Origin of the sequence: Kitasatospora sp. NPDC001261 (assembly GCF_042896795.1) — a bacterium.
In the GTDB taxonomy this organism is placed as follows: domain Bacteria; phylum Actinomycetota; class Actinomycetes; order Streptomycetales; family Streptomycetaceae; genus Kitasatospora.
Genome location: NZ_JBIAXP010000018.1, coordinates 1 through 13,615 on the forward strand (window position 1 = coordinate 1; position 13,615 = coordinate 13,615).

Consider the following 13,615-nt stretch of genomic DNA (forward strand, 5'->3'; position numbering starts at 1 on the left):
AACAGGACACCCCCCGATGGCGCGAGGCCTACCGGGCCCGCGCCGGCATCGAGGGCACCGTCTCACAAGCGGTCCGAGGCCCCGGCCTGCGACGATCCCGCTACCGGGGCCTCGCCAAAACCCACCTCCAGAACGTCCTCATCGGCATGGCCGTCAACATCCGCCGACTCGGCGCCCACTTCGACACCACCACCAGACCAAGCCGCCGCCCCACCCGCATCCACACACTCTGCACCCAACACGGCATCGCAACGACGGCCTGAGCCTGACCTAGATCGAATACTTCGCCAGCAGAGTCGAACGGCCGACTTCCTGCGCCGAGTCGGGGTGGGGGTTGGGGTTCATTCGGCGTTGGGGAAGGCGGCGCGCAGGGCGGGGGTGCGGGTGAGGACGGCGACGGCGAGGAGGGCGAGGGCGGAGAGGCCCTGGAGGACGGCGTACCAGGGCGGGCAGAGGCCGGGGATGAGGTCCACGGCGATGATGGCGATCGGCATCACGGTGGAGAGGGTGCGGACGCGGTCGAAGGCCTTGGCGGAGCCGGCGGCGGCGCGGGTGGCCAGCCGGTGGAGGTACGGGGCGACGGCGAGGAAGATGACGCCGCGGATCCACATGAACGGGGTCGTCGGGTGGCCGATGGACGCCATCACGGCGACCGTGCCGAGGACGATGGCGCCGGCTAGGCCGAAGAGCGTGATGCACTTCTTCACCGTGGTGAAGGTGGACTGGTGGGCCGTGGGCGCCATGGTTCTTTCCCCTCCGTGTCGTTGTGGGAACGACGCTACGGAGCGGACGCGCGGCCGAGTATGGGTCCAGCCCCACAAGGGGGTGGGTCCAGCCCCACTCATGAAGCGGGCAGTGGACCCGGGTTGGTGATGACTCCGGTCCAGCAGCCGTCTTGGTCGGCCTCCTGCCAGGTGACCTCGAGTGTGCGGTGGGTGAGCTCCTCGGCCTTGCGGTGCATGGCCGTCTGCGCGATCACGGGCTCGCAGGAGGGCGCGGGTTCGTCGAGTCCCCCGTCGGCGATGCCGCCCGGTCCGGTGAGGTAGACGGCGTACCGCCACCGGTTCGGGGTCCGGTACAGGACGAGCGTCGCCGGAGTGCCAAGTCTGCGCCAGTACGGCTCCCGCTTTCCCATGCCGGAACCGTAGCGGCACCGGCAGGAGGGGCCGCCAGGGCGGAGGCGGTGCGCAGGAAGTCGGGCCGGCCGACTTCCTGTGCCGGGTCTTATCTTCTTGCCGGGAACCGGCAGGGGACCGGGCGGGATCTTGCGGGGTCCGGGCGGCGCGGGGCGGGGGCTGGTCTGAATAGTGTGATCGTCAGTGGACGTGAGCGAACGTCCGTGATGTGGGGGGTGGGGGCATGACTCCACTGGGCCTGAGCGTGGCCACCTGGTGGTGGATCGTCGCGCTGACGACGGTGCTGTTCTGGGCGATGGCGATACCGCCGCAGGTGACCCGGCAGTACCGGATCATGGTGGCCCTGGCACCGCTGGTCGGAGCGCTCTTCCTGGTCGGGCGCTCCCACATGAACGGGACGACCTCGGCCGGCGCGCTGTCGATGTACGCGCTGGCGATGCTGTCGCTGACGCTGGGAACGGCCGGGCACCTCGGGAGGATGGCGCGCCTGCAACTGGCTGCCGACGAGGCGGGCGACAGGGACGAAGTGCCGCTCACCTGGGGCTTCATGGTGCAGTTCTTCCTGTGCGTGACCGCGGGCTTCGTGGTGTATTTCGTGATCCAGCCGTAGGCACGGGAGAGGGACGGACCGCACCCCGGCCTGGATCGGGGGTCATCCGGTCCGGGACGCCGAACTGGTCGACGGCGGAGCGGAGTTCGCGGTGGCAGGGTCGGGCCCCGACCACTTCTGAAGCACGCCGGCGGCCCCTTGCGGAGGAGCAAGGGGCCGCCGGACAGTTCGCTAGGCGGTGATGGTCACCAGGTGGTCGAACTCGCCCGCTTGAGTGCCCTGGAGGAACGCGGCGAAGTTGCGGGCGGTGGTGCGGACGATGACGTCGCCCTCGTCGGACTCCCGGAGTTCGATCACACCAGCATCGGCTCGCACCTCAACACAGTCTGCGTTCGAGCCCGAGAAACTGGACTTCTGCCAGGTGGAGTTACGCATATTTACTTTCCATGTCCTTCTTGATGGAGCGAATAAACTCTCGGGACTCCTCCCCCGAGAGAGCAGCCGAACCGATCCGGGCGAGCAGCGACCGAAACCTGGCCGTGTGAGCCGGGGCATCGAAGAGAAGGTTTCCGACACCCGAGTCCGACTGAACCGTGTCGAGTTCCTGAACCGGACCCTCGACGTACGTGAAGTTCTCGTTGGGCAGCGGGATCATGTCGACGTCGAACAGCACGACTCGGATGGAGATGTTGGGCCGCTCTGAGGCCTCGACAAGGGCGCCGAGTTGCTCGGCTTGGACCTTTGCCCCGCCGAACTGCATCCGCAGCGCCGCTTCATGGATGTATGCGGTGTACGGAGTCGCCTCGGAACGGATGATGTGCTGACGCCGCAGGCGGAAGGAGGCTCTCAGGTCGACCTCGTGCCCCGGCAGAGGCGGATAGGAGCGAGCGAAGACGGCTGAGGCATAGGTGTTGGTCTGAAGCAGCCCATGGATGAAGGCCATCGTGTAGACCGAGAGCGCCCGTGCGTGAGCCTCGATCTCAGCAACTTCGAGGAAGTCCTGCGAAAGGTTCCCCCGGTACTCCTCCCACCAGCCTCCCTTGTCGCGGTCCGTGATGATGTCCGCGAGCGCGTCGATCAGGGGCTCGTTGACGCACATGCACAACGCCGCGATCGTGCGCAGGCGTTCGACGCTGATGCCGGTCTTGCCGCTCTCCATCTGCGTCACGTGGGCGGGGTTGATGCCCAGTGCGCGGGCGAGCTGGCTGCCGCCGAGGCCGGCCTGTTCCCGCATCCTGCGAAGTTCGGCACCCAACCTCAACTGGCGAAGCGTCGGGTTCGATCGAAGGGCCATGGGTCCAGTCTGCCAGCCCCGTTCGGGGGAACTTCGCGTGGATCGCCACAAATCTGTGGCGCCTCACGCTATCGTCACCCTCAGAACGATCCGATGGATCGTCAGACACGCCTTGGTTCAGGGCAGTAGGCGCCTGCTGCCCTCCGGCCGAAGAGCGGCCACGCCCTGGTCCGGCTCGCGGCTCTCCCCCTCCACACCCATACCTCTCGGAGGTTCCCGTGTGCACCTTGAACACCCCCTCCCTCACCCTCACCCGGCAGGCCCTGCGAAGCGCCCTGACCCGCGCCTCCTGGGACACCGAGACCATCTTCAACGCCGAACTCGCCCTCGGCGAACTCATCGTCAACGCGTGGCGGCACGCCGGTACCGCCTCGCCCGTCGTCTACTTCTCCCTCGACGTCGACACCCTCCGGGTCTGCGTCGCGGACGAGAGCGCCCTGCTCCCGCACGAGAAGCCCCTCTCCCTGCTCGCCGAGTCCGGCCGGGGCCTCCAGCTCGTCGCCGGGCTCACCCACCGCTGGGGCGTCGACCCCCAGGAGCGTGGCAAGACGGTCTGGTACGAGCTGGACTCCGCCGCGTGACCCGCGAACCGATCGCCCCCGACGACCCCCGGATGCGGAACTTCGCCGCCCCGCACATCACCGGCCTGCTCGGGGAGTTGCACCGTCGGGGCCTCCCGTACGGGCTGCTCTGGGGCTCGGCCTCGGCGGGCGAGACGATCCTCGACGGGCGTCTCCTGGTCGACTTCGGCAACGCGCCCGTGAGCACCCTCGTCAACCTCCTCCACCTGCTGCGGGACCTCGACCGAGAGGCGGCGTGGGAGCGGTGAGCCTCCTCGAACCGCGCTGAACACATGCGAAGGCCCTCGCCCACCGAAGGGGCGAGGGCCTCGCGGCGTCCGTCGGCTCCGGGTCAGCCGCCGGACGGGTTCCTGGGAGCGCCGCCACCGGCACCGCCGCCGAAGCCACCACCACCACCACCGAATCCGCCGGCGGCGCCTTCGACCAGCTGGCTGGCGGTGTAGCCACCGTTGGCGTCGGGGGTGCCGACGACCGTCACGCTCTGGCCGGGCTGCAGGTCCCCGACCTTGCCCTCCTTGTTGAGCTGGACCTTCGTCGCGTCGCCGGTGGTGACCTTGATGGTGTTGCCGTTGGTGTCGGTCAGGTAGACGGTGTTGCCGTCGACGGCCTTGACCGTGCCCCGGGCGAAGCCGGCCTGCCCGCCCTGCCCCTGCCCGCCCTGCCCAGCGCCCTGCCCGGTGCCCTGGCCCCCACGGCGGGAGCCGCCCTGCCCCTGCCCGTAGCCGCCTCCCTGAGCAGCCGCACCCGCAGCGGCGGCCGCCGGCCGGGCGGAGGACTTCCCGCCGCCCGTCGGCCCGTTGTTCTGCTGGTACCAGACCCCGCCCGCGAACGCCCCGGTGGCGATCACGCCGCCCGCCAGCACCAGGCTGAGCCAGGGCAGCTTCCGCCTCGGCGGCGCGGCCAGTTCGGCGCTCACGTCCCGCGCGTCCGGCGGGGTGGCGAGGAGGGCGACCTGCTCGGCCGGGGTCGCGGCCTCGACCGTGGCGATCTCTTTGCTCATGACAGTGGAGTCCTACTCGTGCCGGAGGGCGTCGATCGGCCGCAGCGAGGCGGCCCGGTTGGCGGGGTAGCTGCCGAAGAACAGCCCGATGGCGACGGCGATGGCGAAGGCGCCGAGCACCGATTCGGGGATCACCACCGGCGTGATGCCGACGATGCTGAAGTGCGAGCCGGCGATTCCGGCGGCCACGCCCAACCCCGCGCCGATCACCGACAGCAGCGTCGACTCGGTGAGGAACTGCCCGAGGATCACCGCCCGCGGGGCGCCGAGCGCCTTGCGGATGCCGATCTCCCTGGTCCGCTCGGTGACCGTCACCAGCATGATGTTGGTGATCCCGATCCCGCCGACCAGCAGCGAGATCGCGGCCACCGCGCCGAGCAGCACGGTGAAGGTCTTCGTCGTGCTCTCCCTCGCGGTGAGCAGGGAGGCCTGGCTGGTGATCCGGAAGTCCGCCTTGGCGGGGTCGGCGATCGCGTGCGTGCCGAGCAGGACGCGGGTGATCTCGGACTGGGCGGCCGTGGTGCTGTCCGCGTTCGCGGCCTGGACCAGGATCTGGTTGACGGAGCCGAAGCCGGTGAAGGCGTTCTGCACCGTCGGCAGCGGGGCGATGACGACGTCGTCCGGGTCGGTGAAGCCGCTGCCGCCCTTGGCCTGGAGCACGCCGACCACGGTGAACGGCGTGCCGCCCAGCACCACGGACTTGCCGACCGGGTTCTCGGTGTCGAACAGCTGCTTGGCCGTCGTCGCGCCGAGCACCGCGACCTTGCGCGAGTTGAGCACGTCGTCGTCGGTGAAGTACTCGCCGTGCGCGACCTTCTGGTTGGCGGTCTCGAAGTACGACGGGTAGGTGCCGACGATCGAGCCGGGGCTGTACGAGATGTTCCCGTACAGCGCGGTGCCGCTGGTGGTGACCACCGGGGCGACCGACCTGATCGCCCCCGCGTCGGTGTCGCTCGCCAGCGCCTTGGCGTCGGCGACCGTCAGCTTCTTCACCGAGGAGGTGGCCCGGGAGCCGCCGTTGGCCGAACCGGAGCTGACCGTCAGGGAGTTGGTGCCGAGCGAGGTGATCGAGTCCTTCACCGCCACCGACGAGCCGTTGCCGACCGCCAGCAGCAGGATCACCGAGGCCACGCCGATCAGCACGCCGAGCATGGTGAGCGCCGAGCGCACCTTGTTGGCGGCCAGGCCGCCGACCGCGAAGCGGAGCGTCTGCCAGAGGATCACGCCGGCACCTCCGCGCCCGCCACGCCGGCCGCGCCCGCCGGGCCCGCCGCGAGCTCCGCGTAGGCCGCGTCCAGGAAGGGCGGCGGCCCCTCCACGGGCGCCTGCCGCAGATCGCTCACGATCTGCCCGTCGACCAGTCGCAGCACCCGCTTGGCGTGCCGGGCGACCTCGTCCTCGTGGGTGATCAGCACGACCGTGCGGCCGGTGGCGTTGAGCCCGTCGATCAGGGCCAGCACCTCCTCCGTCGAGCGGCTGTCGAGGTTGCCGGTCGGCTCGTCGGCGAGCAGCATCGCGGGCGCCGTCACCAGCGCCCGCGCCACCGCGACGCGCTGCTGCTGGCCGCCGGAGAGCTCGTTGGGCTTGTGGCCGGCCCGCTCGGCGAGCCCGACCAGCGACAGCGCGGCCATCGCCCGGCGGCGCCGCTCGGCGGTCCGGACGCCCGCGTAGGCGAGCGGCAGCTCGACCTGGGCGAGGGCGGTGGTGCGGGGCACCAGGTTGAAGGACTGGAAGACGAAGCCGATCTTGCGGTTGCGCACCAGTGCGAGCTGCTGCTCGTCCAGGTGGCCGACGTCGGTGCCGTCGAGGAGGTAGCGGCCGGCGGTCGGGACGTCCAGGCAGCCGAGGATGTTCATCAGGGTGGACTTGCCGGAGCCGGAGCTGCCCATCACGGCGACGAAGTCGCCCTGTTCGATGTCCAGGCTGACGCCCCGCGGCGCACCGGTCTCCGGGTCGGAGGGGCCGCGCAGCGCGTGCACGGTGGCGTCGCCGTGCCCGTACGCCTTGGTGAGGCCGCGGATGCGGATCACCGGGACGGGGTGCGCGGGGACGCGCTTGTCGATGACGTGACGCATGCTCACGAGTCAGCCCTTGCCGCCGCGACCGGCCCCGGCACCGGCGCCGCCACCGCCACCGGAACCGCCCGGGAAGACCCCGCCGCCGGCCCCGCCCCGGTTGCCGCCGAGGCCCGGGAAGGAGGCGTTCGGGAAGCCGTTCCCGCCGCTGGTGGTGGGGAGTTCGACCTTGTCGCCCTCCTTCAGCCCGGAGACCACCTGCACCGTGCTGTCGCCCTCGACCCCGACCCCGACGGTGACCCGCTCGGAGGCGCCGTCCGGCTGCACCAGGGTCGCGGTGCGCGAGGTGCCGGTGCCGGACAGCGCGGAGGTGGGCAGCGAGAGCGCGTTGTCGGCCTCGCCGGTGATCACCTGGACGGTGGCGCTGAGGCCGGTGCGCAGCGTGCTGGTGTCGCCGGTGATCTGCAGCGTGGCCGCGTACTGGACGGCGGCGGAGCCGGCCGCGCCGCCGGAGCCGCTGCCGGTGGGCAGCGAACTGACCGACAGGACGGTCGCGTTGAGCTTGGTGTCGGACTGCGCGTTCAGGGTGACGGTGGCCGCCTCGCCCTTCTTCAGCTTGAGCGAGTCGAGCTCGGAGAAGTTCGCGGTGACCTGCATCCCGGTCGGGTTGGTGAGCACGATGAAGCCGCTCGGGGCGGCCGCCGAACCCGTGCCGGTCCCGGTGGACTTGCCGGAGGAGGACGAGGCGGAGGCGCCGGAGCCGGTGGCCCCGACGGTGTCGCCGACCTTGCCGGAGACCAAGGCGACCGTGCCGTCCACCGAGGCGGTCAGGGTGGTGCCGGCCAGCGCCGCCTGGGCGTTGGCCAGGTTGGTCTGCGCGGTGGCGACCTGCTGCTGGGCCTGGGCCACGGCCGCGTCGTCGACCTTGGTGGTGGTGACGGTGGTGGTCTGCGGGGCGGGCGTACTGCTCCCGCCCGCCCCGCGTCCACCGCTGCCGGCCCCGCCGCCGGGGGTGGCGGCGGAGGTGGCGCCCGGCAGCTGCTCGGTGGTCGTGGTGGTGACCCCGGCCTGGGCCTTGGTGAGGTTGGCCTGGGCCGTGGTGAGCGCGGCCTGGGCCGCGTCCACCTGCTGCTGGGCCGCCGTGGTGTCGACGGTGGCGAGCACCTGGCCCTTCTGCACGGCGTCCCCGACCGCGACCTTCACCGCGGTGAGCTTGCCACCGGTGGTGAAGTCCTGGGCGGCGTCGGTCGGTGAGACCAGGGTGCCGGTTCCGGACACGGTGGCCAGGACGGTGCCCTTGGACACCGTGGCGGTACGGGCCGCGGGCTTCGCGGAAGCCGGGCCCGAGCTGCCGCTGACCGTGGCGTACACCAGGGCGGCGCCGCCCAGCAGAGCCACGCCGAGCGCGGAGTTGACGAGGACGGCGCCTCGCCGCCGTGGGAGCACCTTCATGGCGGACAGCTTCCCGGCGGGCTCTTGCGTCGTGCTGGGCGGCGGCTGGGAGAAGCCTGACCGGCCGGATCCGGGCATTGCGGACAGAACACCCGTCCCGTGCGGGCGCCTTGGCCGTCCCGTGGGCGGCCGTTGGGCCAACTCCCAGCGGGCTCCCAGCGATCTCCAGCCATCCGGGAGGGCGTTCTGAGGACGTTCTCACGGAGGCGCGAGGAGCTGCCGGGAGCTCCGGGGAGGCGCGCGGCGCCACGCGGCACCCGCGCGGGAACGCCGCAGAGGCGCGCCGGAGGACCGACGCGCCCCTGCGGGCCCCGAGGGAAGAGTCAGAGCGACTTGCGGAAGGCCTCCGCCACCGCCAGGAAGATCGAGTTGCCCTCGGCCTCGCCGATCGACACCCGCACGCCCTCCGGGAACGGCCGCACGATCACGCCGGCCTCGGCGCACGCGGCGGCGAACTCCTGCGAGCGGTCGCCGAGCCAGAGCCAGACGAAGTTGGCCTGCGAGTCCGGGATCTCCCAGCCCTGGGCGCGCAGCCCGGCCACCACCCGGGTGCGCTCCTCGACCAGCGCCTCCACCCGCTCCAGCAGCGCCTCCTCGGCGCGCAGCGAGGCGACGGCCGCGTCCTGGGCGAGCCGGCTCACGCCGAACGGGGTGGCGACCTTGCGCAGCGCGGCCGCCACCGGCTCGTGCGCGATCGCGAAGCCGACCCGCAGGCCCGCCAGGCCGTACGCCTTGGAGAAGGTGCGCAGCACGCAGACGTTCGGGCGGTCCCGGTAGAGGTCGATGCCGTTGGGCACCTCGGGGTCGCGGATGAACTCGATGTAGGCCTCGTCGACCACGACCAGGACGTCGGCCGGGACGGCGTCCAGGAAGCGCTCCAGCTCGGCGCGGTGGATCACGTTGCCGGTGGGGTTGTTGGGGTTGCAGACGAAGACCAGCCGGGTGTTCGGGGTGATCGCGGCGAGCATCGCGTCCAGGTCGTGGTCGCCGTTCGCCTTGAGCGGCACCGGGACGGGGGTGGCCCCGGCGACGGTGGCGACGATCGGGTACGCCTCGAAGGAGCGCCAGGCGAAGATCACCTCGTCGCCCGGGCCGGCCGTGACGAGCACCAGCGACTGGGCGATGCCGACCGAGCCGGTGCCGGTGGCGATGTGCTCGGCGGGCACCCCGAAGCGCTCGGCCAGCACCGAGGTCAGCTCGGTGACGCCCATGTCGGGGTAGCGGTTGAACGAGCCGGCCGCCTTGACCGCCGTCTCCAGCACGCCGGGCAGCGGCTCGTAGGGGTTCTCGTTCGAGGACAGCTTGTAGGCGTCGGCGCCGGCCGGCTTGCCGGGCTTGTACGTGGGGATGCCGTCGAGGGTCGGCCGCAGCCGCGGGCCCTGCGCTGACGTACCACTGCTCACGGTCGTACTCCGTTTCCAGTTGCGGAACTCTCCGGTGCGCTCGCCCGCCACGGACGGGGTCGCCGCCGTGCCCGGGACCTCGTGACGCGTCCGGACCACCCCGGTCGGGTGCCTTGCACGATACCGACCGCCCTCACCCGTAGGAGTGAGATGCCCGGTCGGGTTACAGGCGCAGATCAGCCATTCTGCCCGGTTCCTTTGGCACATGTCAGAGGTAAGAGGCCTGGTTTCAGGCGGGTATCGAAGGGGCGCACCCCGGCTCACTCGTGGAGAAACGTATCTTTGCGGGCTCCCGATGCGCCGGTCACAGACCCTTGTCAGGAGCCATACGATCGGTCCGCCATGACAGCAGCAGCCAACCAGAGCGGTCGGCGTCCCACCACCTCACGGCGTCTGGAGCGGGCCGGCATCCGGGATGTGGCAGCAGCCGCCGGAGTGTCGATCACCACTGTCTCCGATGCGCTGAACGGGAAGGGCCGCCTGCCCGACGAGACCCGCAGCCGGGTGCGCGAGGTCGCCGAGCGCCTCGGCTACCGCCCCTCCGCGGCCGCCCGCACCCTGCGCACCGGACGGTCCGGCCTGATCGGCCTGACCGTCACGACCTACGGTGAAGAGCCGTTCACCTTCACCGAGTTCGCGTACTTCGCCGAGATGGCCCGGGCCGCCACCAGCGCCGCCCTCGGCCGCGGCTACGCGCTGGTGGTGCTGCCCGCCTCCTCCCGCCACGACGTCTGGGGCAACATCGCCCTCGACGGCACCGTGGTCATCGACCCGCCCGACCAGGACCCCCTGGTGAGCGAGCTGTACCGGTCCGGCGTCCCGGTGGTCAGCGACGGCAAACCCGGCAACTGCCCGGTCACCGCCTGGGTCGACAACGACCACGAGGCCGCCGTGCTCGGCATCCTCGACCACCTCTCCGAGGCCGGCGCCCGCCGCATCGGCCTGCTCACCGGCACCAGCACCGACACCTACACCCGGCTCTCCACCGAGGCCTACCTCGGCTGGTGCGCCAAGGTCGGCCAGGAGCCGGTGTACGAGACCTACCCGGCGCACGACCCGGCCGCCGGCGCCGTCGCCGCCGACCGGCTGCTCGCCCGGCCCGACCGGCCGGACGCCGTCTACGGGCTGTTCGACCCCAACGGCACCGACCTGCTGGCCGCCGCCCGCCGGTACGGCCTGCGGGTGCCGGACGACCTGCTGCTGGTCTGCTGCAGCGAGAGCGACGTCTACGCGACCACCGAACCGCCGATCACCACGCTCTCGCTCAAGCCGCGCAAGATCGGCACCACCGTGGTCAACCTGCTCATCGACGCGATCGAGGGCGTGGACTCCGGGACGGGCGTCGACATCGCCCGGCTCTTCCCGCCCCGGTTCCGCACCGCCGGCACCGGGCCGCCGCCGGGCACCCTGATGCCGACCGAACTGATCGTCCGCGCGTCCTCCCAGCGCCGGAGTCCGCGCACCACCGTCAGCCCGCCCCGGTCGCCGGGCGAGGTTTAGACCACCGCGCCGCGGCGGCCCCGGGACCGGGCCGCCGCGCCCGGGCAGAGCTGACGAGACCGTACCGAGCCGGGACAAAACGGACCTTGTGGGGCCGCCCGGCTGACGCTCCGGAGGATTGGATACCCACCAGGTGACGACGCCGGGAGAGTGGTCTTCCTATGATGGGCGAATGACACCCGAGGACCGCTTCCCCGGGCCTGAGCACCCCCACTCAGGCCCCCGCCACCAGCCGGACCTCGACGTGCTGCCGTACGGCACCTATTACGAACCCGATCCCTCCACCGGCTACCCCGCGGCCCCGTACGACGGGGAGACCCACGACGGGGAGACCTACAGCGGCTACGGCGGAGCCCGCTACCTGGAGCAGCACTGGCCCGCCGACGGCCAGGGTCACACCGTGCACGCCCAGGGGATCGGCATGGACCACAGCCCGGCCTTCGCGCAGCAGGGACAGGGCGGCTACGAGAACGGACCGGGGTACGAGGGGGGCCAGGAGCAGGGCGGGTACGACGGTCAGGAGCAGAACGGGTACGAGGGCGGCCAGGAGCGGAGCGGGTACGACGGCCAGGACCAGGGCGGCTACGAGCCCACCCTGCCCGACCAGCCCTCCCCGGCGCTCCAGCTCGCCGGCCGCGACGACCCGCCGACCATCGAGCTCGGCCCGCCGCTGCCCGACCCCGCCGCGCCGACCTACCCGTACCCGGCCCCCGGCCCCGGCGAGCCCCCCGGCCCGGTCTACGTCGTCGGCGACGTCCACGGCTACCTGGAGGAGCTGCGCGCCGAGCTGCGCCACCAGGGCCTGATCGACGCCGACGGCCACTGGTCCGCCGGCCGCGCCCGGATCTGGTTCCTCGGCGACTTCACCGACCGCGGCCCCGACGGCATCGGCGTCATCGACCTGGTCATGCAGCTGGCCGCCGAGGCCGCCGCGGCCGGCGGCTACTGCCGCGCCCTGATGGGCAACCACGAGCTGCTCTTCCTCGGCGCCGCCAAGTACGGCGACGAGCCCGTCCAGTCCACCGCCGGCACCGCCTCCTTCCTCGCCGCCTGGCGGCTCAACGGCGGCCAGCAGAACGACCTGGACCGCCTGGAGGCGCACCACATCAGCTGGCTCTCCCGGCTCCCCGCCATGGCGGTGGAGGACGGCCACCTGCTGCTGCACTCCGACACCACCGCGTACCTGGAGTACGGCGAGTCCATCCCCGACGTCAACGACGCGGTGCACAGCCTGCTCGCCGACGGCAGCGTGGACGAGTGGTGGGACTGCTTCCGCCGCTTCACCAAGCGGTTCGCCTTCCGCGGCGAAGCCGGGCCGCTGGCCGTCCACGAGCTGCTGGACACCTACGGCGGCAGCCGGATCGTGCACGGGCACAGCCCGATCCCGTACCTCACCGGCGCGGTGCACAACGACGACGGCCAGCCGCCGCACATCCCCGGGCCGTACGTGTACGCGGACGACCTCGCGGTGGCGATGGACGGCGGCGTCACCATGGAGGGGCGGCTGCTGGTCGCCCGGCTGCCCATCGGCTGACCGCCCGGCCGCCTGTCACCCGACCGCCCGACCGTACGCCAACTGACGCCAGGCATAGAACAGTTGTTCCCGGCGCCCGAACCGTCGCACGCGCGCGTCCGGGGGCGCGAAATTCCGGAAACCGACTGTCAGCCCGGGCGTGCCCGCCCCTACCATGAGGCACACCACACCCGGCCGCCCGTCCGGCGGCCCGCCTCCGCGCCCGTTTCGGCGTCCTGAGGGCCGTGCGCCCCCGGGGCCGAGCGAACGGGGTCCGCACGAACGGGGTCCCCATGACCAACCCCCCGCCCCTGCTCGCCGAGGACCGCCCGGAGTACGAGCGCCTCCTCACGGAAGCCCTGCGCGACCGCACCGTCCTCACCGCCCTGCGCGCACCCGGCGCGCTCGCCACCGCCGAACTGCGCCTCCGCGCCCTGCGCGACGCCGACCGCGTCAACGCCGCGGCCGCCACCGAGTACGCCCACTACACCCGGCTGCGCGAGGCCCTGCACAGCACGCCCCCGCCACCGCCCGGCGGCGAACCCGCCAACCCCGGGCTGCTCACCCAGCTGCGCACCGGCGGCGGCGGAGGCGGACCGTTCCCCGTCCTCACCGTGCTCACCCCGATCCTGGCCTGGGCCGCCGCCCTGTTCCTGCTGCTGATCGGCTACCTGCTGCGCGCCGCCGAGCCGGGCCTCGCCCTCGCCGGCTCCCTGGTCACGGCCGGCTGGGTGGCGCTCGCCGCCGGGGTCGCCGCGATGGCCATCGGCATCATCGGGCTGCTGCTCACCGCCCTGCGCGACGGCGCCGCCACCGCCCCGGTCGGCACCGACCCGGAGCTCGCCGCCGAACTCGGCGACGCCCACGGCGAATGGCGCACCGCGCTGCGCGAGCGCGGACTCCTCCCGTACCTGCTCGACGCGCTGCCGCCGGTGCCGGCCCCGGCGGCCCGACCCGGCGTCAGCCGCCCCGACGGCACCGGCCCCGACTTCAGCAGCCCGGACTTCACCGGCCCCGGCTACAGCTCACCCTCGTTCACCAGCCCCGGCGCCGAAGGACTGACCGACCGCGAAGGCCGCGTCCCCCGCCCCGCCGGCTTCACCCCACCCGACTTCACCGGACCCGGGTACACCCCACCCGACTTCACCGGACCCGACGCCGAAGAACTCAC

Annotated in this window: 16 protein-coding genes; 7 read left to right on the plus strand and 9 right to left on the minus strand. The window is 72.2% G+C overall.

Annotated elements, in window-relative coordinates:
* A partial coding sequence (locus ACFY4B_RS23810; RefSeq protein WP_387970796.1) for a transposase occupies positions 1-263 on the plus strand: 263 nt, incomplete at its 5' end.
* Positions 264-341: 78 nt separating this feature from the next.
* Here the strand turns inward: ACFY4B_RS23810 and ACFY4B_RS23815 are convergent.
* Together ACFY4B_RS23815 and ACFY4B_RS23820 are read right to left on the minus strand one after the other, a co-directional pair.
* Complete coding sequence (locus ACFY4B_RS23815; protein WP_387970799.1) at positions 342-743, minus strand: hypothetical protein; 402 nt, start codon at positions 741-743, stop codon at positions 342-344.
* Between the two features lie 98 nt (positions 744-841).
* Entirely contained in the window at positions 842-1,135 is a 294-nt protein-coding gene (locus ACFY4B_RS23820) for a hypothetical protein (protein WP_387970802.1), read from the minus strand.
* Positions 1,136-1,359: 224 nt separating this feature from the next.
* On the opposite strand from ACFY4B_RS23820, the gene ACFY4B_RS23825 reads away from it, so the two are divergent.
* Positions 1,360-1,746 carry a hypothetical protein gene (locus ACFY4B_RS23825; RefSeq protein WP_387970805.1) on the plus strand — a complete coding sequence of 129 codons (387 nt, stop codon included), beginning with the start codon at positions 1,360-1,362 and terminating at the stop codon, positions 1,744-1,746.
* 171 nt (positions 1,747-1,917) lie between these two features.
* Here ACFY4B_RS23825 and ACFY4B_RS23830 read toward each other — a convergent pair whose 3' ends face one another.
* Together ACFY4B_RS23830 and ACFY4B_RS23835 are read right to left on the minus strand one after the other, a co-directional pair.
* Positions 1,918-2,121, minus strand: coding sequence for a DUF397 domain-containing protein (locus tag ACFY4B_RS23830; RefSeq protein ID WP_074001990.1), 204 nt, complete (start codon positions 2,119-2,121; stop codon positions 1,918-1,920).
* Entirely contained in the window at positions 2,114-2,980 is an 867-nt protein-coding gene (locus ACFY4B_RS23835; RefSeq protein WP_074001989.1) for a helix-turn-helix transcriptional regulator, read from the minus strand. Before ACFY4B_RS23835 ends, ACFY4B_RS23830 begins: the two co-directional genes overlap by 8 nt.
* A gap of 227 nt (positions 2,981-3,207) precedes the next feature.
* On the opposite strand from ACFY4B_RS23835, the gene ACFY4B_RS23840 reads away from it, so the two are divergent.
* Positions 3,208-3,561, plus strand: a complete 354-nt coding sequence (locus ACFY4B_RS23840) for an ATP-binding protein (protein WP_375876520.1) — start codon at positions 3,208-3,210, stop codon at positions 3,559-3,561.
* Positions 3,558-3,809, plus strand: coding sequence for a hypothetical protein (locus ACFY4B_RS23845; protein ID WP_049651245.1), 252 nt, complete (start codon positions 3,558-3,560; stop codon positions 3,807-3,809). The genes ACFY4B_RS23840 and ACFY4B_RS23845 overlap by 4 nt, the downstream gene beginning before the upstream one ends.
* Before the next feature lie 83 nt (positions 3,810-3,892).
* Here ACFY4B_RS23845 and ACFY4B_RS23850 read toward each other — a convergent pair whose 3' ends face one another.
* The 5 genes from ACFY4B_RS23850 to hisC form a co-directional block, all read right to left on the minus strand.
* Positions 3,893-4,561 (minus strand): DUF5666 domain-containing protein, encoded by a 669-nt coding sequence (locus tag ACFY4B_RS23850; RefSeq protein ID WP_387970808.1) that lies wholly within the window; start codon positions 4,559-4,561, stop codon positions 3,893-3,895.
* A 12-nt stretch (positions 4,562-4,573) separates the two neighbouring features.
* Positions 4,574-5,785, minus strand: a complete 1,212-nt coding sequence (locus tag ACFY4B_RS23855) for an ABC transporter permease (protein WP_387970811.1) — start codon at positions 5,783-5,785, stop codon at positions 4,574-4,576.
* The gene (locus tag ACFY4B_RS23860; protein WP_380781644.1) at positions 5,782-6,636 is read right to left on the minus strand and encodes an ABC transporter ATP-binding protein; all 855 of its coding nucleotides are present in this window, start codon (positions 6,634-6,636) and stop codon (positions 5,782-5,784) included. The genes ACFY4B_RS23855 and ACFY4B_RS23860 overlap by 4 nt, the downstream gene beginning before the upstream one ends.
* A gap of 9 nt (positions 6,637-6,645) precedes the next feature.
* Positions 6,646-8,028 (minus strand): efflux RND transporter periplasmic adaptor subunit, encoded by a 1,383-nt coding sequence (locus tag ACFY4B_RS23865; protein ID WP_387970813.1) that lies wholly within the window; start codon positions 8,026-8,028, stop codon positions 6,646-6,648.
* A 323-nt stretch (positions 8,029-8,351) separates the two neighbouring features.
* Complete coding sequence (gene hisC, locus ACFY4B_RS23870) at positions 8,352-9,431, minus strand: histidinol-phosphate transaminase (RefSeq protein WP_049651240.1); 1,080 nt, start codon at positions 9,429-9,431, stop codon at positions 8,352-8,354.
* Between the two features lie 342 nt (positions 9,432-9,773).
* On the opposite strand from hisC, the gene ACFY4B_RS23875 reads away from it, so the two are divergent.
* The 3 genes from ACFY4B_RS23875 to ACFY4B_RS23885 form a co-directional block, all read left to right on the plus strand.
* The gene (locus ACFY4B_RS23875) at positions 9,774-10,931 is read left to right on the plus strand and encodes a LacI family DNA-binding transcriptional regulator (protein WP_074001983.1); all 1,158 of its coding nucleotides are present in this window, start codon (positions 9,774-9,776) and stop codon (positions 10,929-10,931) included.
* 421 nt (positions 10,932-11,352) lie between these two features.
* Positions 11,353-12,465, plus strand: a complete 1,113-nt coding sequence (locus tag ACFY4B_RS23880) for a metallophosphoesterase (protein ID WP_079272051.1) — start codon at positions 11,353-11,355, stop codon at positions 12,463-12,465.
* A gap of 272 nt (positions 12,466-12,737) precedes the next feature.
* Positions 12,738-13,615: hypothetical protein (locus ACFY4B_RS23885; protein WP_387970816.1), on the plus strand; the 878-nt coding region annotated here is incomplete at its 3' end.